General features: G+C 63.1%; 20 protein-coding genes and 1 tRNA gene. 10 read left to right on the forward strand and 11 right to left on the reverse strand.

The window, feature by feature from the left end; genetic code table 11:
- Positions 1 to 103 precede the first annotated feature (103 nt).
- A complete protein-coding gene (parC, locus tag LB564_RS31070; protein WP_140706976.1) occupies positions 104 to 2,356 on the reverse strand; it encodes a DNA topoisomerase IV subunit A in 2,253 nt (750 codons plus the stop codon).
- Here parC and LB564_RS31075 point away from each other — a divergent pair.
- Together LB564_RS31075 and LB564_RS31080 are read left to right on the forward strand one after the other, a co-directional pair.
- The gene (locus tag LB564_RS31075) at positions 2,312 to 2,644 is read left to right on the forward strand and encodes a hypothetical protein (RefSeq protein ID WP_224542878.1); all 333 of its coding nucleotides are present in this window, start codon (positions 2,312 to 2,314) and stop codon (positions 2,642 to 2,644) included. The genes parC and LB564_RS31075 overlap by 45 nt on opposite strands.
- Positions 2,645 to 2,695: 51 nt before the next feature.
- Positions 2,696 to 3,886, forward strand: coding sequence for a hypothetical protein (locus LB564_RS31080; protein WP_140706978.1), 1,191 nt, complete (start codon positions 2,696 to 2,698; stop codon positions 3,884 to 3,886).
- A 116-nt stretch (positions 3,887 to 4,002) separates the two neighbouring features.
- Here LB564_RS31080 and aspS read toward each other — a convergent pair whose 3' ends face one another.
- Positions 4,003 to 5,793 (reverse strand): aspartate--tRNA ligase, encoded by a 1,791-nt coding sequence (gene aspS, locus LB564_RS31085; RefSeq protein ID WP_224542875.1) that lies wholly within the window; start codon positions 5,791 to 5,793, stop codon positions 4,003 to 4,005.
- Positions 5,794 to 5,992: 199 nt separating this feature from the next.
- Here aspS and LB564_RS31090 point away from each other — a divergent pair, with 199 nt between their 5' ends.
- The gene (locus tag LB564_RS31090) at positions 5,993 to 7,237 is read left to right on the forward strand and encodes an MFS transporter (protein WP_224542862.1); all 1,245 of its coding nucleotides are present in this window, start codon (positions 5,993 to 5,995) and stop codon (positions 7,235 to 7,237) included.
- A gap of 75 nt (positions 7,238 to 7,312) precedes the next feature.
- Complete coding sequence (rnd, locus tag LB564_RS31095; protein ID WP_224542863.1) at positions 7,313 to 8,464, forward strand: ribonuclease D; 1,152 nt, start codon at positions 7,313 to 7,315, stop codon at positions 8,462 to 8,464.
- A gap of 48 nt (positions 8,465 to 8,512) precedes the next feature.
- Here rnd and LB564_RS31100 read toward each other — a convergent pair whose 3' ends face one another.
- From LB564_RS31100 to LB564_RS31120, 5 genes are all read right to left on the reverse strand, one after another.
- Positions 8,513 to 8,932, reverse strand: a complete 420-nt coding sequence (locus LB564_RS31100) for an MAPEG family protein (protein ID WP_224542864.1) — start codon at positions 8,930 to 8,932, stop codon at positions 8,513 to 8,515.
- A 25-nt stretch (positions 8,933 to 8,957) separates the two neighbouring features.
- Positions 8,958 to 9,500, reverse strand: coding sequence for a hypothetical protein (locus LB564_RS31105; protein WP_224542876.1), 543 nt, complete (start codon positions 9,498 to 9,500; stop codon positions 8,958 to 8,960).
- Positions 9,501 to 9,531: 31 nt separating this feature from the next.
- Positions 9,532 to 11,034: an IMP dehydrogenase gene (gene guaB / locus LB564_RS31110; RefSeq protein WP_224542865.1), complete on the reverse strand. Its 1,503-nt coding sequence runs from the start codon at positions 11,032 to 11,034 to the stop codon at positions 9,532 to 9,534.
- 127 nt (positions 11,035 to 11,161) lie between these two features.
- Positions 11,162 to 11,617: a PIN domain-containing protein gene (locus tag LB564_RS31115; RefSeq protein WP_224542866.1), complete on the reverse strand. Its 456-nt coding sequence runs from the start codon at positions 11,615 to 11,617 to the stop codon at positions 11,162 to 11,164.
- Positions 11,614 to 11,859, reverse strand: a complete 246-nt coding sequence (locus LB564_RS31120; protein ID WP_140707306.1) for a type II toxin-antitoxin system Phd/YefM family antitoxin — start codon at positions 11,857 to 11,859, stop codon at positions 11,614 to 11,616. The genes LB564_RS31115 and LB564_RS31120 overlap by 4 nt, the downstream gene beginning before the upstream one ends.
- Before the next feature lie 247 nt (positions 11,860 to 12,106).
- Between LB564_RS31120 and LB564_RS31125 the strand changes: the two genes are divergently transcribed.
- A complete protein-coding gene (locus LB564_RS31125) occupies positions 12,107 to 13,528 on the forward strand; it encodes an MFS transporter (RefSeq protein ID WP_224542867.1) in 1,422 nt (473 codons plus the stop codon).
- A 123-nt stretch (positions 13,529 to 13,651) separates the two neighbouring features.
- Here LB564_RS31125 and LB564_RS31130 read toward each other — a convergent pair whose 3' ends face one another.
- Positions 13,652 to 14,449, reverse strand: a complete 798-nt coding sequence (locus LB564_RS31130) for an RlmE family RNA methyltransferase (RefSeq protein WP_224542868.1) — start codon at positions 14,447 to 14,449, stop codon at positions 13,652 to 13,654.
- A complete protein-coding gene (locus LB564_RS31135) occupies positions 14,450 to 15,805 on the reverse strand; it encodes a Ppx/GppA phosphatase family protein (RefSeq protein ID WP_224542877.1) in 1,356 nt (451 codons plus the stop codon).
- 353 nt (positions 15,806 to 16,158) lie between these two features.
- Between LB564_RS31135 and LB564_RS31140 the strand changes: the two genes are divergently transcribed.
- From LB564_RS31140 to LB564_RS31155, 4 genes are all read left to right on the forward strand, one after another.
- Positions 16,159 to 17,091, forward strand: a complete 933-nt coding sequence (locus LB564_RS31140) for a lysylphosphatidylglycerol synthase domain-containing protein (RefSeq protein ID WP_224542869.1) — start codon at positions 16,159 to 16,161, stop codon at positions 17,089 to 17,091.
- A gap of 175 nt (positions 17,092 to 17,266) precedes the next feature.
- Positions 17,267 to 17,340 (forward strand) — tRNA-Gln (locus LB564_RS31145).
- Positions 17,341 to 17,439: 99 nt separating this feature from the next.
- Complete coding sequence (locus LB564_RS31150) at positions 17,440 to 18,072, forward strand: hypothetical protein (RefSeq protein ID WP_224542870.1); 633 nt, start codon at positions 17,440 to 17,442, stop codon at positions 18,070 to 18,072.
- Positions 18,073 to 18,135: 63 nt separating this feature from the next.
- Entirely contained in the window at positions 18,136 to 19,821 is a 1,686-nt protein-coding gene (locus LB564_RS31155) for a hypothetical protein (RefSeq protein ID WP_224542871.1), read from the forward strand.
- A gap of 49 nt (positions 19,822 to 19,870) precedes the next feature.
- Here LB564_RS31155 and LB564_RS31160 read toward each other — a convergent pair whose 3' ends face one another.
- On the reverse strand, positions 19,871 to 20,557 hold the full coding sequence (locus LB564_RS31160; RefSeq protein ID WP_224542872.1) for a D-lyxose/D-mannose family sugar isomerase: 687 nt from the start codon (positions 20,555 to 20,557) through the stop codon (positions 19,871 to 19,873).
- Between the two features lie 199 nt (positions 20,558 to 20,756).
- Here LB564_RS31160 and LB564_RS31165 point away from each other — a divergent pair, with 199 nt between their 5' ends.
- A complete protein-coding gene (locus tag LB564_RS31165; RefSeq protein ID WP_224542873.1) occupies positions 20,757 to 21,815 on the forward strand; it encodes a D-TA family PLP-dependent enzyme in 1,059 nt (352 codons plus the stop codon).
- Positions 21,816 to 22,166: 351 nt separating this feature from the next.
- Here the strand turns inward: LB564_RS31165 and LB564_RS31170 are convergent, their stop codons facing one another.
- On the reverse strand, positions 22,167 to 22,925 hold the full coding sequence (locus LB564_RS31170) for a heme ABC transporter permease (protein ID WP_224542874.1): 759 nt from the start codon (positions 22,923 to 22,925) through the stop codon (positions 22,167 to 22,169).
- Positions 22,926 to 23,081 lie beyond the last annotated feature (156 nt).

Consider the following 23,081-nt stretch of genomic DNA (forward strand, 5'->3'; position numbering starts at 1 on the left):
GACGGAAAACAACCGTCTCACGGGGCATGCGCATGCGGCATTTCGATTCACCAGATACTTTCCCCGGACAGCCCTGCACAAGGGGAGAAGGAAGAGGGCCAAGTTACCCAAACTTCCCAGTTCTCGGGAACCCTTTCGGCACCATGCGTCCCGCCGAGGCCCGCGCGCCGATCCATTCGGCCAATTCCTCGCGCGACCTCGTGAAGGTGCGGTCGGCCGAATCCTGCCAAGACAGGCCGGTCTCCAATGTGAACGGCTTGAGATCGAGCAGTCCGCCATCCTTGTATTTCTGCAGCCGCACGCCCTTGCCGCGACCCATCTCCGGAATCTCGGAGAGCGCGAACACCAGCATCTTGCGATTCTCGCCGACGATGGCCAGGTGATCCCCGATGAGCGGCACGCAGCGCTTGGCTTCGTCGGGTGCCTTGACGTTCATCACCTGCTTGCCCTTGCGGGTGTTGGCGACCACCTCTTCCTCCGGAACGATGAAGCCATTGGCGTCGAACGAGGCGAGCAGCAGCTTGCGTTTGGGATCGTGGACGAAGGCGGTGACGATGTCCTGGTCATTGTCCATGTCGACGATGATGCGGATCGGCTCGCCATGGCCGCGTCCGCCCGGCAGCCGGTCGGCGCCGATCGTGTAGAACTTGCCGCCGGTGGTGAAGACCAGCACCTTGTCGGTGGTCTGGGCATGGAAGGCGAGCTTGAGGCTGTCGCCCTCCTTGAAGGTCAGTGTCGAAAGATCGGCCAGATGCCCCTTCATTGCCCTGAGCCAGCCCTTTTCCGAAACAACGACGGTCACCGGCTCGCGCTCGATCATGGCGTGCGCGATATCGGTCAGGTCGTGCTCGGGCGCATCGGCAAACTGGGTGCGGCGCTTGCCGAGTTCGGTCTCAGGGCCGAACTTGTCGCGAACCTGGGTGACTTCCCACTTGATCGTCGCCCACTGCTTGGCATCGGACGCCAGCAGCGCCTCGATCTGCTTCTTCTCGGCGGTCAAGCCGTCGAATTCCTTGCGGATCTCGAACTCCTCCAGCTTGCGCAAAGCGCGCAGGCGCATGTTGAGGATGGCTTCGGCCTGGGTGTCGGTGAGCGACCAGCGGGCCATCATGACCTGCTTGGGCTCATCCTCCTCGCGGATGATCTTGATCACCTCGTCGATGTTGAGATAGGCGATCAGGTAGCCGGCGAGGATTTCCAGCCGCCTCTCGATCTCGCCGAGGCGATGTTTCGAGCGGCGGATGAGGACGTCGCGGCGGTGATCCAGCCATTCCTGCAGCACGCCTTTCAGCGAGAGCACGTTGGGCACCTTGCCGCGCGAGAGCACGTTCATGTTAAGCGGGAAACGACTTTCGAGTTCGGTGAGCTTGAACAGCGATTCCATCAGGATGCCCGGGTCGACGGAACGGCTCTTGGGCACCAGCACGACGCGAATGTCCTCGGCGCTTTCGTCCCTGATATCCTCGAGCAGCGGCAGCTTGCGGGCCATCAACAGCTCGGCGATCTTCTCGATCAGCCGCGCCTTCTGCACCCCATAGGGGATCTCGGTGACGACGATGCTCCAGGTGCCCCTGCCCTGGTCTTCCTGGCTCCATTTCGAGCGCACGCGAAAGCCGCCGCGACCGGTCTCGTAGGCTTCCAAGATGGAGGCGCGGCTGTCGACGATGATGCCGCCGGTCGGAAAATCCGGGCCTTGGACGAAATCCATCAGCTTGGCCACCGGCGCGTCGCGATGCTCGATCAGGTGAAGCGCGGCGTCGCAGAGTTCGGCCGCGTTGTGCGGCGGAATGGATGTCGCCATGCCGACCGCAATGCCGGACGAGCCGTTGGCCAGCAGATTGGGGAAGGCACCGGGGAGCACCACCGGCTCCTCGTCCTCTTCATTGTAGGTCGGCCGATAGTCGACGGCGTCCTCGGTGATGCCGGCAAGCAAGTCGGTCGCCACGTCGGTCATGCGCGCTTCGGTGTAGCGCATGGCGGCGGCGTTATCGCCGTCGATGTTGCCGAAATTGCCTTGGCCGTCGACCAGGGGGTAGCGCATCGAAAAATCCTGCGCCAGCCGCACCAGCGCATCATAGATCGACTGGTCGCCATGCGGGTGGAACTTGCCCATCACCTCGCCGACGATACGGGCGCATTTGGCGAAACCTTGGTCGGGATTGAGGCGCAGCAGGCGCATGGCGTGCATGATGCGGCGATGGACCGGCTTCAGCCCGTCACGCACGTCCGGCAGCGCCCGGTGCATGATGGTCGACAGCGCATAGGCGAGATAGCGCTCTTCCAGCGCCTTCTTCAGATCGACCGGTTCGATATGATCGCCGCCGCCATCGTCAGGCGGCAAAAGCCTTTTTCCCATGGGCTGGACCTAGCCGAGCGGGTGATTCGCGGCAAGAGGCGCGTGCCTGGCGATCGTTTCGATCCCATGGTTCTGCAACATCCAAGCGGAAGAGGAAGCTTGCCGGCCAACATCAATCTGTTACATGCCGTCTCTATTGCCAAGCGCGACAGTGCGGGACGGCCCGATCTTCATGGCGAATTTACCGGTATGGACAATGACGTCGGTTCGGGTTTGCCTTTCGCCTGGATTTTTGACCAATGTGGCGGGATGCGCCTTTTTCCCGTCCAGTTCGTCACGGAATGGTGACAGCGCAAAGAATTGAAAAACAATTTTCAGGACACACTCAGGGACCTCGCGATGACAATCAAACGCTCCACTCTCCAGAAACTGGCTTTTTCGACTTTCTTGCTCACGCTTCCGCTGAACGCGGCCCTTGCCCAGGATGCAGCGGTCGCCGACCGGCTCAAGGCGGCGCTCTCCGCACAGGGCGTCGACATCTCTTGGACCGGCGTGACAGGCGACAACACCAGCATGGTGCTGCAGGGCGTGTCGGTGAAACCGGCCGCGGAAAAGGAAGCGCTGGCGATCGGCGACGTCAAGCTCGAGAACATCACCGAAGCCAATGGCGGCTATGATATCGGCACAGTGTCGACCTCGGCCTTCGAACACAGCAAGGACGGCGTCACCCTCGATCTCAGCCCCTTCGTCATCCATGACATGACGGTGCCGGCCGAGGGCTCCACCAGCCCGCTTGGCTCGCTGATGATGTACAAATCCGCCGAACTGTCGAACATGACGGTCAAGGTCGCCGACAAGACCGCCTTCTCCATGGACGGCCTTGCCATCCAGATCACGCCGCCGGCCGACGGCAAGGCGATGGACTTCACCGCCAATACGGAGAAGTTCACGGCCGATCTCTCGCTGGTCGACGATCCCAAGTCCAAGGAAGTCATCAACGCGCTCGGCTACCAGAACATCTCCGGCAATCTCGAAATGGCGGGCACCTGGCAGCCATCGGACGGCAAGATGGAACTGTCGAAATACGACATCTCCGTTGAGAATGCCGGCACGCTCGGCATGACCTTCGACCTCGGCGGTTACACGATCGACTTCATCAAGTCGCTGCAGGAAATGCAGAAGAAGATGGCCGCGCAGCCGGAAGGCGCCGACAATTCGGCACAAGGCATGGCCATGCTCGGCCTGCTGCAGCAGCTGTCGTTCAACAGCGCCTCGATCCGCTTCGACGACGATTCGCTGACCGGCAAGGTGCTGGACTATGTCGGCAAGCAGCAGGGCATGTCGGCCAAGGACATCGCCAACCAGGCCAAGGCGATCGTGCCGTTCGGCATGGCGCAGCTCAACAATCCGGAACTGACGGCCCAGGTGACCGCGGCGGTCAGCAAGTATCTCGACGATCCGAAGAGCCTCGAAATCTCGGCCGAGCCGCCGGCATCGGTGCCCTTCGCGCTGATCATGGCCGGCGCCATGTCCAACCCGCTCGACCTGCCGAAGACGCTCGGCGTGACCGTCAAGGCGAACGAGGACTGATCGAAACGATCTCAGGACACGAAAAAAGCCCGGCAGCGATGCCGGGCTTTTTGATGGATCGCCGAATCGAAAGAACCGGTTCGAGCAAGTTCCTGAAGTGAAGCCCGAAGCTCCGTTCAGGCGTCCTTCTTGGTCGGCGCGACGCGCAGCGCCAGTTCGCGAAGCTGCTGCGGCGAAGCTTCCGAGGGAGCGTTCATCAACAAATCATAGGCCTGCTGGTTCATCGGGAACATGGTGATCTCGCGCAGGTTCTTGGCGCCGACCAGCAGCATGACGACGCGGTCGACGCCGGCGGCCATGCCGCCATGCGGCGGCGCGCCATACTGGAAGGCGCGGTAGAGGCCGCCGAAGCGCTCCTCGACCGTAGCGCGGTCGAGCCCGACCGTTTCGAACGCCTTGACCATGGTTTCGGGCAGGTGGTTGCGGATACCGCCCGAGGCGATCTCGAAACCGTTGCAGACCATGTCGTACTGGAACGCCTTGATGCCGAGCAGGTCTTCGCCGTTCAGCGCATCGATGCCACCTTGCGGCATCGAGAACGGGTTGTGGGCGAAGTCGATCTTCTTCTCCTCCTCGTTCCATTCGAAGAACGGGAAGTCGACGATCCAGCACAGTTCGAAGCGTTCGCGGTCGACAAGGTTCAGTTCCTCGCCCGCGCGTGTGCGCGCGGCGCCCGCGAAAGAAACGAATTTCTTCGGGTCACCGGCGACGAAGAAGGCAGCGTCACCGTCGGCAAGGCCGAGCTGCTGGCGGATCGCCTCGGTGCGCTCCTCGCCGATGTTCTTGGCAAGCGGGCCGGCGCCTTCGAGCTTGTCGCCTTCCTTGCGCCAGAAGATGTAGCCAAGCCCGGGCTGGCCCTCGCCCTGCGCCCACGAGTTCATGCGGTCGCAGAAAGCGCGGCTGCCGCCGGTCTTGGCGGGAATGCCCCACACCTCGGCCTTCGGATCGTTGGCCAGGATGTTGGCGAACACCTTGAAGCCGGAGTCGCGAAAATGGTCGGAGACGGCCTGCATCTCGATCGGGTTGCGCAGGTCCGGCTTGTCGGAACCGTATTTGCGCATGGCGACATCATAAGGGATGCGCTGGAATTTCTGCGTCACCGGCTTGCCGTTGGCGAAGGTCTCGAAGACGCCGCGCATCACCGGTTCCATGGTCGACAGCACGTCGTCCTGCTCGACGAAGCTCATTTCGAGGTCGAGCTGGTAGAATTCGCCGGGCAGACGGTCGGCGCGCGGATCCTCGTCGCGGAAACAGGGCGCGATCTGGAAATAGCGGTCGAAGCCCGACACCATGATCAGCTGCTTGTATTGCTGCGGCGCCTGCGGCAGCGCGTAGAAAGTGCCGGGGTGGATGCGCGACGGCACCAGGAAGTCGCGCGCGCCTTCCGGCGACGAGGCGGTCAGGATCGGGGTTGAGAATTCGGTGAAGCCGACCTCGCCCATGCGCTTGCGCATCTCCGCGATGATTTTCGTACGCGCCACGATGTTCTTGTGCAGCGTCTCGCGGCGCAGGTCGAGGAAGCGGTACTTCAGCCTGATGTCCTCGGGATAGTCCGGCTCGCCGAACACCGGCAGCGGCAGTTCCTTGGCCGCCGACAGCACCTCGATCTCGCGGGCGAAAATCTCGATCTCGCCGGTCGGCAAATTGGCGTTGGTGGTCTCGGGCAAGCGCGCCTTGACCTCGCCGTCGACGCGGATCACCCATTCGCCGCGCACGGTCTCGGCGACCTTGAACGCGGGCGAATCCGGATCGGCGACGATCTGGGTCAGGCCATAGTGATCGCGCAAGTCTATGAACAGCAGGCCGCCATGGTCGCGCACGCGATGCACCCAGCCCGACAGGCGGACGGAGTTGCCGACGTCGCTCTTTCTCAACTGGGCACAGGTATGGCTGCGGTAACGATGCATTGTCATGGTCAAAAGTCCGGGGTGCTAGGTGGCAGGCCGAAGCATTAAGGCCCAGCCTGAAAATTTGCGCGAAAAGCGCATGGGAGGCCGGGTTTGTCAAGGCAAGGAGGCTGGCGGCAAGGTCGTGCCAAGGATTTGCCGCTGGCATTGACCAGAGCAATGGTTCAAAAAGGCATCACCGATACGTGATCGCCTCTTCATGTCCTCAATCCGCCCGCTGATCCCGCTCCTTCTCGCCGCAGGCATCCTGCTCGGCGGCAATGGGCTGCAGAGCACGCTGATCGCGCTACGCGGCGCGCAGGAAGGGTTTTCGGCATCGGATATCGGATTGATGGGCACTTTCTATTTCGCCGGCTTCCTGCTTGGCTGCCTGGCCATCACCCGCGTCATGAAGGCGGTCGGCCATATCAGGGCGTTTTCGGCACTGGCCGCGATCGCCTCGGTCGGCACCTTGCTGCTCGTGCTGGTGCTCGATCCCGTGATGTGGTGCGCGGTGCGTTTTGCCGGCGGCTTCTGTTTCGCGGGGCTGTTCACCATCGTCGAGAGCTGGCTGAATTCCGGCGTCAGCAACCATGACCGCGCCCGCGTGCTGGCGATCTACCGGATGGTCGATACGGGTTCCGTGACCGGCGCTCAGTTCCTGATTCCCGTCTTCGGCGCCGGCGGCTTCACCATCTTCGCCATCATGTCGATCATGATCACGCTGTCGCTGGTGCCGGTCTCGCTTGGCGACCGCTCCAACCCGACGCCGCCGGAGGAGGTCAAGCTTGACCTGGCGCGCGTCTGGCGGATTTCGCCGCTTGGCTGCTTCGGCTGCATCGCCGTCGGCGTCACCAACAGCGCCTTTCGCACCTTGTCGCCGGTCTATGCCGAGCAGATCGGCATGTCGGTCGCCGATGTCGTTACTTTCGTCAGCGTCGGCATATTCGGCGGCGCCATCATCCAATATCCGCTCGGCTACCTCTCCGACCGCTGGGACCGGCGCCGGGTGCTGTTGCTGACGACCTGCTGCGCAATGCTTTCGGCCCTGGCGCTGGTGTTCGTGGCCGGCAGCAATCCGCTGCTCAACTTCATCATCATCTTCCTCTTCGGCTGTTTCGCCATGCCGCTCTATTCGCTGTCGGCCGCGCATTCCAACGACCGCGCGGATGCCGGCGAGTTCGTGCTGATCAACGCCGCCCTGATGCTGTTCTATTCCTTCGGCGCCATTGGCGGCCCTTTCGCGGCCTCGACAGCGATGCAGTATTTCGGGCCAAGCGCGCTGTTTGCCTTCAGCGCCGTGGTCTACGCGGTGTTCATCGCCGTCATCCTCTACCGCATGCGCGCCCGGTCCGGCGTGCCGGCCGGCAAGCGCAGCCGCTTCACCGCCCTGTTGCGCACCTCGACCATTTTCGCGCGGCTGGCCAGGAGAAATAGTGATCCAGACAGTCCGGAAGGGCCATGACGCTGGCACCACAGCTTGACGAAAGCCTTTCCGGCTGAAATCTAGGAAGACCCTACTCCTGCCAAAAGCGATTTGATGCACGTCATCACCACCCAGAAAGAACTCGAGACCGTTCTCGCCGCTTTCGAAAAGTCGGAATTCGTCACCGTCGACACCGAATTCATCCGCGAGACGACCTTCTGGCCAATCCTGTGCCTGATCCAGATGGCGGCGCCCGGCGTGACGGCGCTGATCGATCCTTTGTCACCCGACATCGACCTCGCTCCCTTCTTCAGGCTGATGGCCAACGAGGCGGTGGTCAAAGTCTTCCATGCCGCCAGGCAAGACATCGAAATCATCGTCCATCTCGGCGATCTCGTTCCGCACCCGGTATTCGACACCCAGGTTGCGGCGATGGTCTGCGGCTTCGGCGACAGTGTTTCCTACGACCAGCTCGTGCAGCGCATCACCGGCGCCCGACTCGACAAGTCGTCGCGCTTCACCGATTGGCGCCATCGGCCGCTATCCGACAAGCAGCTCGACTACGCGCTGGCCGACGTCACCCATCTGATCGAGGTCTATCAGCACCTCAACGCCGAGCTGGCGCGGGAAAACCGCGCCCATTGGCTGAATGAGGAAATGGATGTCCTGACCTCGCGCGAGACCTACGATCCGCACCCCGAGGACGCCTGGAAGCGGCTCAAGATGCGGCTTCGCAAACCGCAGGAGCTGGCGATCGTGCAGGCCGTGGCCGCATGGCGCGAACGTGAGGCGCGCGAGCGCGACGTGCCGCGTGGCCGCGTGCTCAAGGACGACGCGATCTACGAGATCGCGCAGCAAGGGCCGCGCGATGCGGCAGGCCTTGCCAAGCTGCGCACGACGCCCAAGGGCTGGGAACGCTCCTCGACGGCGACGGCGCTGCTCGGCGCGGTCAACACCGCGCTTGCCCTGCCAAAGGAGCAGATGCCGAAACTGCCGAAAAACTTCCAGCCCCCGGAGGGCTCGAATGCCGCTTCGGAACTCTTGAAAGTGCTGCTCAGGATCGTCGCCGAAAAGCAGGGCGTCGCCTCGAAGGTGCTCGCCTCCAGCGACGACATCGACCGCATCGCCGCCGAGGGCGAGGATGCCGATGTGCCGGCGCTGCAAGGCTGGCGCCGGGCCGTCTTCGGCGAACAGGCGCTGAAGCTTGTGCGCGGCGAGATCGGCATCAAGTTCGACAAGCGCAAGATCGCGGTGTTCGATCTGTAAGGGCCGGCCTTTTCCCTCTTCCTTTTGGAGAAGGGGATTTGGCGCAGTTCATACGATTGCGAGCAAGTGCAGGGCCAACCAAATCCAGCCCAGCGCCAGCACCACCGCGCCCAGCACGAAGGAGCGGTTGCGCAGCAGCAGGTTGTTGCTGGTCAGGTGAAACCAGGCGTGAAAATAGCGTGACGCGACAAAAATCCACATCAGTGCGAGGGTCGTGTAGTTGACGCCGTTGGTCATGTGCAGTGTCAGGCACAGCACGTAGAAAAGCACCGGCAGTTCGAACTGGTTGATCAAATTGTTCGCCACGGTGACAGTAGAGGCCGGCTCGGTCGAACGAACCTTGTACTGGCCGACCTTGGCTTCACCCGACTTGACAGCGATATAGCGGCGCCGGCCGATGACGACATAGACGATGTAGATCAGCAGCACGTGAGCCAGCACCGGCCAGAAGATCGTCGTCTGGTTCATTGAATGGCTCCTGCCCTTTACGGCATCAATCCTGACGTCTTTGGCCCGCCAGCCAGAAAGCGGCAATGACGATGAGCGGGACGGCAAGAAGCGCGAATTTGGTGACGATCAGCGCCGAGGCAAAAGACAGCGAGTCCGGGTTGGCATAGAGGAAATCGGACAGAAGGCGCGCCACGGCGATATTCTGGGCATAGTCGGCGAGCGTATACGGCAGCACCAGGACCAGCGCGAAGATCGACTGCACCTGCCCCGGCAGCACGCGGAAATTCTTCAGGCGCCGGGCTGTCGCCAGGATCAGGCTGACCAGCGTCAGCGACAACAGCGCCGGAAACAAAAGAGCGAAGGTCAGGTAATGCCAGACCAGGATGATCTCGCTGCCGCGTCGGCCAAGCGCCGTCAGCCAGGCCATGCCCTCATCGGGTGTGAATCCGAAATAACGCATGTCGAGCGAGGACAGGCCCCCGCTCAATTGACGGAAATAGAAGAACTCCATCCCCGTCATGGCGATGAAAACCGCCGCCGAGAGAAAGCAGAGCGCGCCGACATGGCGCGACAGGCGCAGCACCATGGCGGTCAAGTTGCGCCAAAGCCCGGAAGAATCAGGCTCCGCCGGGATAGTTGGGGCTTTCGCGGGTAATCGTGACGTCATGGGCGTGGCTTTCACGAAGTCCGGCGTTGGATATGCGCACAAAGGTGGCGCGTTCGCGGAAATCGGCAAGGTCGCGGCCACCGACATAACCCATAGCGGCTTTCAGCCCGCCTGCAAGCTGATGCAGCACGCCAGACACAGGTCCTTTGTAGGGAACCTGTCCTTCAATGCCTTCCGGCACCAGTTTCAGCGTGTCGCGCACCTCGGCCTGGAAGTAGCGATCGGCGGAGCCCCGCGCCATGGCGCCGACCGAGCCCATGCCGCGATAGGCCTTGAAGGAGCGGCCCTGGTGCAGATAGACCTCGCCCGGGCTCTCGTCGGTCCCGGCAAGCAACGAGCCGATCATGGCGGCACTGGCGCCGGCGGCGAGTGCCTTGGCCAGATCGCCGGAATATTTGATGCCGCCATCGGCGATCACCGAGGCGCCGGATTTGTGCGCCGTCTCGACCGCCGACATGATGGCCGAAAGCTGGGGAACGCCGACCCCGGCCACGATGCGGGTGGTGCAGATGGAGCCCGGACCGATGCCGACCTTGACTGCGTCGGCGCCGGCATCGATCAGCGCCCGCGTGCCTTCCGCGGTGGCGACATTGCCGGCCAGGATGCGCACGGAGTTGGAAAGCTTCTTCGCCCGCGTCACCGCGTCCAGCACGCGCTGCGAGTGGCCATGCGCGGTGTCGATCACCAAAAGGTCGACGCCGGCCTCGATGAGACGCTCGGCGCGTTCGAAGCCGTCATCGCCGACACTGGTGGCGGCCGCGGCGCGCAGGCGTCCCTGCGCGTCCTTGGTGGCGTGCGGGTTGAGCTGCGACTTCTCGATGTCCTTGACGGTGATCAACCCGACGCAATTGCCCGCCTTGTCGACGACGACCAGCTTCTCGATGCGGTGCTGGTGCAGCAGCCGCTTGGCCTCGTCCTGGTCGACATTCTCCTTGACCGTGATCAGGTTCTCACGGGTCATCAATTCATAGACCTTCTGCGCCGGATCGGAAGCGAAGCGCACGTCGCGATTGGTCAGGATGCCGACCAACCGGCCGGTCTTGTGGCCGCCGGCGCCGCCATTCTCGACCACCGGAATGCCCGAGATCGAATAGGTGCGCATCAGCGACAGCGCGTCGGCGAGCGTGGCGTCGGGTCCGATGGTGACCGGATTGACCACCATGCCGGATTCGAATTTCTTCACCTGTCGTACCTGCTCGGCCTGTTCGGCCGGCGAGAAATTGCGATGGATGACGCCGATGCCGCCTGCCTGCGCCATGGCGATGGCAAGCCTTGCCTCGGTGACCGTATCCATCGCCGCCGACAGGATAGGCACGTTGAGGTCGATGTCGCCGGCGATGCGGGTGCGGATATCGGTCTGGCCGGGCATGACTTCGGAATGACCGGGCTGCAAAAGCACGTCGTCAAAAGTCAGCGCCAGTGCGCCGGTGGACGTTTCGATGATTTTTGCCATGGCCAGCCCTTTGAATGCGAAAAAGCGCTGGACCGGAATGGACAGCGCCGACTCGTTATTCCCTTTCAGGATTGGCGCTGGCTGGTAACACGTCGCGATGACGTTGGAAAGACGATGATTGCGCCTTCTATTCGGATGGCTTGCCGAGGAAAGCATCCAGTAAGGCATGGCGCGGCGAGGCGAATGGACTGACGACGGTGACCCCACCCCATGTGAAGCCATCTTGCATGTCTTCCGACAGCAGCAGCCTGCAGCCGGCCCGCGAGGCAATGGAGAGAATGACCGCGTCCCAAATTCCCAGACGATGATCATTGGCCAGATCAGCGGCCATCATCATTATGTCTTGAGTGGTCGCGGCAACTGGAAACGCGTCACGCCAGCTCAGAAGGGCGTCACGGGCAGCCCCGGGCGTTCGTCCAGCCTTGCGGACCAGGACATTGTACAATTCACCAAGGACCTGAGCGGGAACAACTGCAGACTCCTGCGGGAGGTTGCGCAGCAGATCGAGAGCGATATCACGCTTCTCGGCACCGTTGATCCCTTCCGCGTAGGCAAGGATGTTGGTGTCAAGCGTAAACTTCACCGCTCGTCCTCATAGAGTTCGTCACGGGTCCAACGTTCGGTATTCACGACAGGTTGGCGTTCGAGTCGGGACAACAGCGCCGTGCGTGAGCGGGAAGCCACACCCTGCTGCTGATCCGCGGGCACGATCCGCGCGACGGGGCGGCCGTGACTGGTCACGACATAGCTCTGGCCCTCGCGCACGCCACGCAGGATAAGAGAAAACCTGCGGTTGGCATCGGCTGCCGAGACGGCTTCTTCCATGATAAAGCCTCCGTGGTAGTTATATTCACTACAATAATGAGAGCCGTCACCTTTCGCAAGCCGTTCCGTAGCTGGCCGTTGCCTTGCGGCATCCGAGATAAGGTCGTCCAAGAGACTGCCAACCTCCTTGCGGTCGCACAAACGTGACAGCAAATTAAGCGACATCAGGCCAAAGGCGTGATAACCGCCCTTTCGTATCGGCTTGCCCCAGTCGGCAACGCAGTTTTGGCCAATTCGGACGCGTTCCTTGAACCGCACAATCCCGCTCATCCTGGCGGTCGCTCTTTTCATGGAGAACATGGATTCGACCGTCATCGCGACATCGCTGCCGGCGATCGCCATCGACATCCATACCAGCCCGATCGCGCTCAAGCTTGCGCTGACGGCCTATCTTGTGTCCCTGGCGATCTTCATTCCAATCAGCGGCTGGATGGCCGACCGCTTCGGCGCCAAGAACATCTTTCGTGCCGCGATCGCCGTGTTCATTGCCGGTTCGGTCGCCTGCGCGCTGTCGGGTTCGCTGCCGGCCTTCGTTGTTGCGCGTTTCCTGCAAGGCATTGGCGGCGCCATGATGACGCCGGTCGGGCGCCTGGTTCTGGTGCGCGCCACGCCCAAGAGCGATTTGGTCGCCGCCATGTCCTGGCTCACCGTTCCAGCACTGGTCGGCCCGCTGGTCGGTCCGCCGATCGGCGGCTTCATCACCACCTATTTTACCTGGCACTGGATTTTCCTGATCAATGTTCCGATCGGCCTGATCGGCATCTGGCTGGCGACACGCTTCCTGCCGGAAACCGAAGCCACCGAGACGCCGCCGCTCGATTTCATCGGCTTCGTGCTGAGCGGGCTAGCGGCATCCGGTGTCGTGTTCGGGCTGTCGGTGGTCAGCCTGCCCTATCTGCCGCCGGCGACCGGCCTCATCACGGTGGCCGTCGGGCTGGTGTCGGGCGCGCTCTACCTGATGCATGCGCGCCGCGCCAAAAATCCGCTGCTGGCGCTCGAGCTGTTCCGCAACCAGGTGTTCCGCTCCTCGGTGCTCGGCGGCAGCCTGTTCCGGGTCGGCATCGGTGCCGTGCCATTTCTGTTGCCGCTGATGTTCCAGATCGGTTTCGGGCTGACACCGTTCCAGTCCGGCATGATCACCTTCGTCTCGGCGATCGGCGCCATAGGCATGAAATTCGTCACCGCGCTGATCTTCCGCGTTGCCGGCTTCCGGCGCGTGCTGATCGTCGGCTCGCTGGTCGCCGCCGCATCGATCGCCATATACGGCCTCTTCACCCCCGAAACGCCTTACGCGCTGATGCTGGCCATATTGCTGGTCGGCGGCTTCATCCGCTCGATGTTCTTCACCGGCGTCAACGCGCTCTCCTATGCCGAGGTGTCGGCCGAGGACACCAGCAAGGCGACGCCGATCACGGCGGTGTTCCAACAGCTCTCGATCGCGCTCGGCGTGGCCCTTGCCGGCGGTGTTCTGGAAGTCTCGACCTCGATCCATGGCGGCCCGCTGACGCTGGGCGATTTCCACACCGCCTTCTTCATCGTGGCGGCGGTATCGGCGGCGGCATCGCTGTCGTTCATGCGGCTGGCGCCCGACGCCGGCAACGCCGTGTCGGGCCATGGCCGGCTGACGACGCCGAAGACGCTGGAACCGGTGAGATCGCCGGGAGAGTGAGGCGGCCAATTCAGCCGTCGATGTCCCCCGGCCCTTCGCTATGGCTGCGGGCGCTCGAGTCCTTCGGAACGTCCACTGGACGTTCCGATCCGCCTGACGGCGGAGCGGTAGTTGGTGGGCCAGTCAGGCCTCAGCATCCCCCGGCCCTTCGCTATGGCTCCGGGCGCTCGAGTCCTTCGGAACGTCCACTGGACGTTCCGATCCGCCTGACGGCGGAGCGGTCTCTCGCCCTTTGAAGTCTTTCGCCAAGAGATAAAGCTCGACCGACTCGTCGCGCGATGCCGGCGGCTTGACGTGGTGGACGGAGCGGAAATTCTTCTTGAGCATAGAGAGAAGTTCGTTCTCGGCGCCGCCCTGGAAGGTCTTGGCCAGGAAATGGCCGCCGGGCTTCAGGACCGACAGCGCAAAATCGGCCGCCACCTCGCACAGATGCATGGTGCGGATGTGGTCGGTCCGCTTGTGGCCCGTTGTCGGCGCCGCCATGTCGGACAGGACGACGTCCGGGTCTCCGCCCAGCGCTTCGGCCAGCTTTTGCGGAGCCTGCGGATCGAGAAAATCCATCAGCAGCACCGGCGCACCGGGCACGGCGTCCATTTCCAGATAATCGATGCCGATGACATGCGGGTTTTCGGCCGTCGATTTCGTGCGCGCGGCCGCGACCTGACACCAGCCACCGGGGGCGGCACCCAGATCGATGACCTTCATGCCGGGCTTCAAGAGATGATGCTTGTCGTCGATCTCGATCAGCTTGTAGGCCGCACGCGAGCGATAACCATCGGCCTTGGAGCGCTGGACATAGGGATCGTTGATATGGCGCTGCAGCCAGCGGCGCGACGATTCCTTCAGGCCGCTCTTCTTCTTGATCCGCGTCTTCAGCACGCGAATGCTGGCCGAACCTGGTTTTTCCGGTTTCTTGGTCATTTAACGGCCACACCCATCATTGCGCCAGACGCCGTCATCGGCCATCAGCTCGCTCAATATGCCTTCGCGCAGGCCCCGATCGGCGACGCGCAGCCGTTCCGACGGCCACACCGCACGGATCGCTTCCAATATAGCACAGCCGGCCAGCACCAGATCGGCGCGGTCGGCGCCGATGCAAGGGTTGGCGCAACGCTGCTGAAAATCCCAGCCAACCAGCCTTTCGACCATGCGGTCGACGCTGTCGCGATCCATCCACAGGCCGTCGACCCGGCGGCGGTCGTAGCGTTCGAGATCGAGATGAACGCCGGCCAGTGTCGTCACCGTGCCAGAAGTGCCGAGCAGGTGGAAATTCGGGCTGGCCTTGAGGTGGCTCAGCCGGTCGCGGCCGTCGAAGGCGGCAAGCCGGCCTGCGACGTCGTCGACCATGGCGGTGAAGATCTCACGCGTCACGGTGCGGCCGCCAAAGCGTTCGGCCAAGGAGACGACGCCGACCGGCAGCGATGTCCACGACACGATGTGGTTGGCCAGCCGCGGCGAACGGCGGCCGGTGAGATCGATCAGCGCGATCTCCGAAGAGCCGCCGCCGATGTCGAACAGCACGACGCCCTGCGTGTCGCGCTCGACCAGCGAGCCGCAGCCGGAAACCGCAAGGCGGGCTTCGGTCTGGCGGTCGATGATCTCGAGCTTCAAGCCGGCCTCGCGTTCGACGCGTTCGAGGAATTCGACGCCATTCTCGGCCGAGCGGCAGGCTTCCGTGGCGATCAGCCTTGCCTTCCTGATCTTGCGGCCGCGCAATTTGTCGCCGCAGACCTTGAGCGCCTCGACGGCGCGGTCCATCGCCGGCTGGCCGAGCCGGCCATTGGCGGTGAGCCCCTCGCCCAGCCTGACGATGCGCGAAAAGGCATCGATGACGCGGAACTGGCCATGGCGGGTGGGAACGGCGACCAGGAGCCGGCAATTGTTGGTACCGAGGTCGAGTGCCGCGAAAACGGGAAGCTCGTGCAGCGGCGGCCGGCGGTTGCCTTGCTCGGGGCGTGGCAACGGAACGGCGGGCGCGATCGCCTGGACCGCCACCGGTTTCAAGTCCAATGCGGCGACGGCGGCCTTGCCTTGCACCGGCAACCGATTCTCGTCGGGGCGTGCCTCGTCGCGCGCGAAAACCTTGCGCCCACGCCTTCGCTTGCGCCGCTTCTTGGGCTTGCCTTTCTGGGTCGCGTCGCCCGCCTGCCCATTCACGGAGCGAGGCTCCGTCGGGCGGCGTTGCTGCCAACCGGCTGTCCCCGGGCCTGATGACCCCGGGGAAGCGCTGGACGCGCCCACCTCCGGCGCGCCTGCGCCGGTGTCGCGGTCTTCCACTGTCGTTCCTTCCGGCGCCGCGCGAACCGGTGACGGACGCAGCAGGCGCTTTGGCATGTTTCAAGTTGCCGTCAGACTAACAGTGCCGCGCCCGATCACCAAGAGCCGCCTGCCGAATTTTGCCGGCTGGCTGCGCGGGCCTGCTTTTCGCGCTGGCGCAATGTACCGGCAAGGCGTGGCTGGTAGCGCAACACCGTCGCGGGGCGCGGCAAATCGGGACAGCATCAGCCGCGACAAGTGTTCGCGGTTGAATAGCCGGCTTCAATGAGGCATTTCTGAAATTAATGGGGAATTCGGGGCGCTGGCCTCTCGACAGAAAAGGACGCGGACAGGAAACGCATGGCAGTCGGGCAATGAACTGGAAACGCTATTTCTGGCCGGTCGTCGGCATCGGCGCGGTGATCTTCTCGCTGCTGCTGCTCTGGCATGAATTGCGCGGCGTCTCGCTCGACGACGTCTGGGACGGGCTGGCGGCCATTCCGGCCCGCGGCTGGATGCTGGCTGGCTTGAGTTCGGTCGTCGCCTATGCCGCGCTCGCCGGCTATGATCACATTGCGCTGCTGCATATTGGCAAGAAGGTGTCGTGGCTGTTCGTGACGCTCTGCTCCTTCACCACCTATGCGCTGTCGCACAACATAGGCGGCTCGGTGTTTTCCGGCGCCGTCATCCGCTACCGCGCCTACGGCACCAGGGGCCTGACGGGCCAGGAAGTCGGCGTGCTGGTGGCGATCTGCTGGATAACCTTCGTGTTGTCGACGATTCTCGCCGCCGGCCTCGTGCTGGTGTTCGAGCCGCAGATTATCGACCGCTTTTCCGGCATCGCCCATCACGGACTGTCGAAGGCGGCTGGCATCGCCATGCTGATCCTCATCGCCGCCTATATATTCGGCAGCTGGCTGCATCTGCGTCCGCTGAAAATCGCCAGCTTCCAGCTTCACTATCCGGCGCTGCCGATTGTCATCAGGCAGCTGCTGATCGGCCCGATCGAACTCCTGGCGGCAGCCGCGATCATCTTCTTCGCCCTGCCGGGGGTGCACAATCCCGGCTATTTCGTCGTGCTCGGCGTCTTCCTCGTCTCCTTCTCGGTGGCCCAGATCTCGCACGCGCCGGGCGGCCTCGGTGTGTTCGAGGTGGTGTTTCTCGCCGGGCTTTCCGACATGGACCCTGTCGGCGTGCTGGCCGCGCTGCTGGTGTTCCGGCTGTTTTATCTCATCATCCCGCTGATTCTGGGCCTTGGCATCGTGCTGTTCTTCGAACGCTCGCAATTCAGCCGCAGGGAGAGCTGAGACGCGGATCGCACGCCAGTGGAAAACGCCGGCTTTCGGAGCCAGCGACAAAAGCTGGCAATTGAAGCGCAGAGCAGGCTTGACTATTTTCCGCTGGCGGCTACAAGGCAGCGCTCACAGCGGCTAGCCCGCTCGGCCCGCGCGGTTTCACGTTTATCGTGAAAATCACGCCTGCTGGGGAATAGGTTAACGGTAGACCCACGGACTCTGACTCCGTTAGTCCTGGTTCGAATCCAGGTTCCCCAGCCAAAATTCGATAGCACTCATCACTCCGATCCTCGGTATATGTGATGGCGGCTCGCGCGTTCACGGCTAAGCTTCTTGAGGATTCCCGCACGAGCCCGCCCGATGGTCACTGACACCGAATTCATCCGCGAAAGCATCAGCCAAGGCTGCGTGATGCTTGCCGATGGAGAATTCCTCATCGACAGGTTGGTGAAGTATGTCGGCAACGGAAGGGTGCGGTGGCACGTCGAGGTTCGTGGGCATCGCATCGAGTTCACGACCGGCCAGCTCAAGAAGCAACCTACCTTCCGAAGGAAGGTGCTCGAACAGGCCGGCGTGCTGCCGCCACAGCGTGCCGGGGCCAGCTACAGGCGATGGGCTATCGACCTGCGAAAGAATGCCGTCGAACTTCCCTGGCGGGATAGGCCGGTCGATGCCGGTTTCGCCGTCGACGGGCTTGTCAGCCATGGCGGCGACCGCTGGACTGTTGACTACCAAGGCAAGGCAATCAAGTTCACGACGACCAAACTCCGCCGGCAAACCAGTTTCCGCAAGAGGATGCTGCTCAAGGCCAAGGTGCTGCCGCCGCAGTTGGACGCGGTTGCCTATCGGAAGTGGATGGACTGGCTGATTCAGCACGCTGCGCAGGCTGCACCGCAGCCCGGCGATGAAGTGATGACCGAGAAAAGTTGGCTTGACGACCTGCCGGAGCTAGCTGGCTGGCAAAACGAAGCGGTGCCCGGAGGGACAAAATAAGGGCGGCGCGCCAGAATGGAATCTGGTCTGGATTGCAGTCGACAACAGTTGGAACGAGAATTCATGGACCGCTTCGACCTTGGCACCTACCGCCGCTCGATCTCCACCCGCTCCGCCGAGACCCAGCGCTGGTTCGATATCGGGCTCAACTGGTGCTACGGCTTCAACCACGAGGAAGGCATCAAGTGCTTTGAGAAGGCGCTGGAGACCGATCCGGATTGCCCGATGGTCCACTGGGGCATCGCCTACGCGGCCGGGCCTTTCTACAATCTCACCTGGAAGGAGCATGGCGAGGCAGAGGCCGAGAGTGCGACGAAGCGCTGTTTCGAGCACGTCCAGTCGGCGCGTGCCAGCGCGGCCGCCGCTGGCGACGTCGAAAGGCAACTGATCGAAGCGCTGGCTTGCCGCTTCCAGAAGCCGCACCGGGTGAGCCCGCGGGAATTCGAGCAATGGGATGATGCCTATGCCGCCGCGATGCGGCGGGTCTATCAGAACTTTCCCGACGATCATGACGTGATGGCGCTGTTCGTCGAGGCGATGATGATGCGGACCGTGCGGCGCCTGTGGGACCTCAAGACCGGTGAACCGGCGCCTAATTCCGATGTCGTCGAGGCGCTGGACGTCTGCGAGCGCTCGATCCGGCTCGCCGACGAGGCCGGCATCGCCCAGCATCCGGCGATCGTCCATTTGCACATCCATCTCCTGGAAATGTCCACCATGCCCGAACGCGGCATCCGCTCGGCCGACCTGCTCGGCGAGATGTGCCCCGATGCCGGGCACATGAACCACATGCCGGGGCATATCTATGTGCTGTGCGGAGATTATGAGAAGGCCAGGCTTGCCAGCGAGAAGGCGGTGCGCGCCAACGACCTTTATCTCGCCTATGCGGACGAGCCGACCTACTACCTGCTCGGCTGCTGCCACGATCTGCACCTGATGATGTTCACCTGCATGTTGTCAGGCCAATACCGCCCGGCACGGTGGGGCGCGAACGAGGTGCGCCGCCTGGTGACGCGCGATGTGGTCAGCATGCCCGACCGGCCAAAGCTCACCCAGACGGTCGAAGGCTATCACGCAATGAAATCGCATGTTGAGGTGCGCTTCGGCCGCTGGCGGGAGATCATCGACGAGCCGATGGCAGCGGAGCCGGGTCTCTATGTGCTGACCGCTGCCATGCAGCACTACGCCAAGGGCGTCGCGCATGCGACGCTGAGACAGTTCGCCGAAGCCGAGCGGGAGCGAGAACGGTTCCACCGGCATCTCGAAGGCATCCCAGCCGAGCGCCGTTTTCTCAGCAACCCGGCCCGCGCCTCGCTTGACGTCGGCGCGGCCTTGCTAGACGGTGAGCTTGCCTATCATCAGGGCCGGCACGAGGAGGCCTATGGTCATCTCAAGCGCGCGGTCGAGATGGACGACAATCTGTCCTACACCGAGCCGTGGGCCTGGATGCACCCGCCGCGCCATGCGCTGGCGGCGCTGCTTCTCGACCAGGGTCATGCAGCGGAAGCCGAGCAGGTCTATCGCGACGATCTGGGCCTGAGCGGCAAGGTGCAGCGCTGCGCCCAGCACCCGGACAATGTCTGGGCGCTGCACGGGCTGGTAGAATGTTTGAGCCGGCGCGGCGAGGCTGAAGAATTGCCGGCGATGCAGTCAAGGCTTGCCACGGCGCTGGCCAGGGCCGATGTGCCGATCACTTCGTCCTGCCTGTGCCGGACGAGCGTGCAATCAGGAGCAAGCTGCTGTCATTAAGGGCACCGACCCACCATTGGCAGGGTCGGCGCCTCTACCAGCGTCGGAATCAGGCCAGCCACTTCTCATAGTCGGCCACCAGAAGGTGGAGGGGAGCGACGTCCTCTTCGATGTTGGAGAAGCGGCCGATCGGCTCGCGGAAGACATTGTCGGTGAGATCGTCGTTGACGGTCGAGACCTCCCCGATCAGCACGTCCTTGCCCTCGGCCCAGAAGGCATGCCAGACGCCAGGCATCAGCGTGACGCTCTGGCCCGGATCGAGCTTCAGGAGCCCGCCCGCCGGCAGCCTGTGGATGGTGCCGTCGACAGGCACCGAAACCTCGGCCCTGGGGTCGATCCCGCCGTCGCGGTCATGCATGAACAGTTCCAGCACCAGCTTGCCGCCACCACGGTTGATGATGTCCTCGGCCTTGACGTTGTGGCGGTGCATCGGCGACAGCTGGTCCTTGCGCGAGATCATGATCTTCTCGGCGTAGAGCATGCCCATGCCCTTCTTCATGTCCTCGTAGCGGCCATTGCGGGTGGTGAACAGGAACAGGCCGAGTTCGTGGAACTTCTCCTGGCCGTAATCGGTGATATCCCAGCCCATCCGCGAGCTGTGAATGGCCGAGGAGTCGACCTGGCGCGCCTTCATTTCTTCCGGCGACCAGTAGGCGAAGGGCGGCATGACGTAGCCGAACGAGCGGATGAAAGCGTCGGCTTCGCGGATAATTTCGTTGATGGCGGAGCGTTTCATGATCGTGACCCTTCGTGTCGATTTTTTCCGACAATCGCATAGCCGAACGCCGCTGCGGTGTCGATCCATCTTGCCTGTTCGAGCCTTGCCTGTTCGACCCTTGACGTCCCGCGCATGGCCCACCGATCCAGCCTGCTGGCCGCGTGACATCGCCGGCTTTCAGGCTCATAACGCCTGCGGACTCCATGGGATATAGCCGATGCCGACCATCCATGATCTCGATACGCCGTCGATCCTCATCGACGTCGCGCGCGCCGAAGCCAACATAGCGCGCGCACAGGCCCATGCCGACAAGAACGGACTGAAGCTCAGGCCGCACATCAAGACGCACAAGCTGCCTTATTGGGCAAAGAAGCAAGTGGCGGCGGGTGCCGTCGGCATCACTTGCCAGAAGATCGGCGAGGCCGAGGTGATGGCCGATGCCGGGCTGACGGATATTTTTCTCCCCTACAACATCCTTGGCCGCGCCAAGCTCGAACGGCTGCAGGCGCTGCACGGCCGCGTCACGCTGTCGGTCACGGCCGACAGCGTGCAGACGCTGGAGGGGCTCGCCGCCACCTTCACCGATACCCGGCATCCGCTATCGGTCCTGGTCGAATGCGACACCGGCATGGGGCGCTGCGGCGTGCAGACGGCCGATGAGGCGGTTGCGCTGGCGAGGGTGATCGACCAGGCTGGCGGTCTCGCCTTTGGCGGGCTGATGACCTATCCGGCCGCCGGCCGCGCGGCCGAAGCCGAAGCCTGGCTCGCCGAAGCCAAGCAGGCGCTGGCCGCTTCAGGGATCGCCTGTGAGCGCATCTCCAGCGGCGGCACGCCTGATATGTGGCGTTCCGCCGATGCCTCCGTCGTCACCGAATACCGGCCCGGCACCTATATCTATCTCGACCGCTACCAGGTCGCCAAAGGCGTCGGCACGACAGACGATTGCGCGCTGACGGTGCTCGCGACCGTGGTCAGCCATCCGACAGCAACGCGCGCCATTCTCGATAGTGGCAGCAAGGCGCTGTCCAGCGATACGCTTGGGCTAAAGGATTTTGGAGAGTTGATGGGCGTGCCGGGGGCGCTGGTGACGGGCCTGAGCGAGGAGCACGGCACGGTCACGCTTTCGGGCGACGGCAAGCTGCGCATCGGCGAGCGGGTTCGCGTGGTGCCCGACCATTGCTGCGTCGTCACCAATCTGTTCAACGACGTAAACCTGATCGACGGTGAAAAGGTGCTGGAAACGCTGCCGGTGGCAGCGCGCGGACTGATGGGGTGAGCGGCCTTCCTTTTCCACCTGCTAAGCTAGCCACAGATCTTATGTGACTGGCGCGACTGATCGGCGCGGGGCTTGATTGCCACGTGGTGCCCCCAATCCGTCGCTGCTTCGCAGCGCCACCTTCCCCCCCTCCGGAGGGAAAGGAAGGGAGCTTTTCTGGACGAGCGTTGACGGCAAAAAGCCTGGTGCCTTTCCTCTACCCCGTCGATCGGGGGAGAGGTGTCGAGCGAAGCTCGACGGAGTGGGGGTCGACCAGGGCGGCATAAGAAAATGAATTCGCCAAGCTGCCATGCACGCCATGGCCGAAGACCAGCTGCTTGGAAATTCCGTAGCTTCCCTTGTGAGAGAAGCTTAAGTCCGCTCCGCCTGCCGTGCCGCCACACGCCGCATCGCGATGACCCGGCGACGGCGGATCTCCGTGCGCATGGCCATCAGGTGCAGCGTGAAGAACAGCACCGTGAAGCCGACGGCCATCACCAGCAGCGGCCAGAGCAGGCTGGGATCGATGGTCGGGCCGCCGAGACGGAACACCGAGGCCGGCTGGTGCAGCGTGTTCCACCAGTCGACCGAGAATTTGATGATCGGGATGTTGATGAAGCCGACCAGCGTTATGATGGCGGCGGCCCAGGCGGCGCGGCTGGCGTCATCCAGCGCGCGGGTCAGCGCGATGATGCCGAGATACATCAGGAACAGCACGAAGACGGAAGTCAGGCGGGCGTCCCAGACCCACCAGGTGCCCCACATCGGCTTGCCCCAGATCGAACCGGTGATCAGCGCCAGCGCGGTGAAGACCGCACCGATGGGGGCCGCCGATTTGAGCGCGACGTCGGCCAGCGGATGCCGCCAGACCAGCGTGCCAAGCGCGGAGACGGCCATCAGCGTGTAGCACATCATGGCGAGCCAGGCGAAAGGCACGTGGATGTACATGATGCGCACCGTGATGCCTTGCTGGAAATCCTCGGGCGCGGTGAAGCTCATATAGAGGCCAGCGGCGAGAACGAGCGCGGCGAACGCCGCCAGCCACGGCACAAGCCTATCCGCCAGCCCAACGAACCGGGTCGGATTGGCAAGATCGGTCCAGCCGGTCAGGCGTGAAGTCGTGTCACTCATGCGACTTTACATAGACCGCCGATGCGATTGGAGCAATCGAGCGGTGGTATCGCGGCAGCTCTTACCTTCTCCCACAAAGGGCAGGGCTGTCCGGGGAAAGTATCTGGTGAATCGAAATGCCGCATGCGCATGCCCCGTGAGACGGTTGTTTTCCGT

This window comes from Mesorhizobium sp. ES1-6 (assembly GCF_020164775.1).
Classification (GTDB): Bacteria; Pseudomonadota; Alphaproteobacteria; order Rhizobiales; family Rhizobiaceae; genus Mesorhizobium.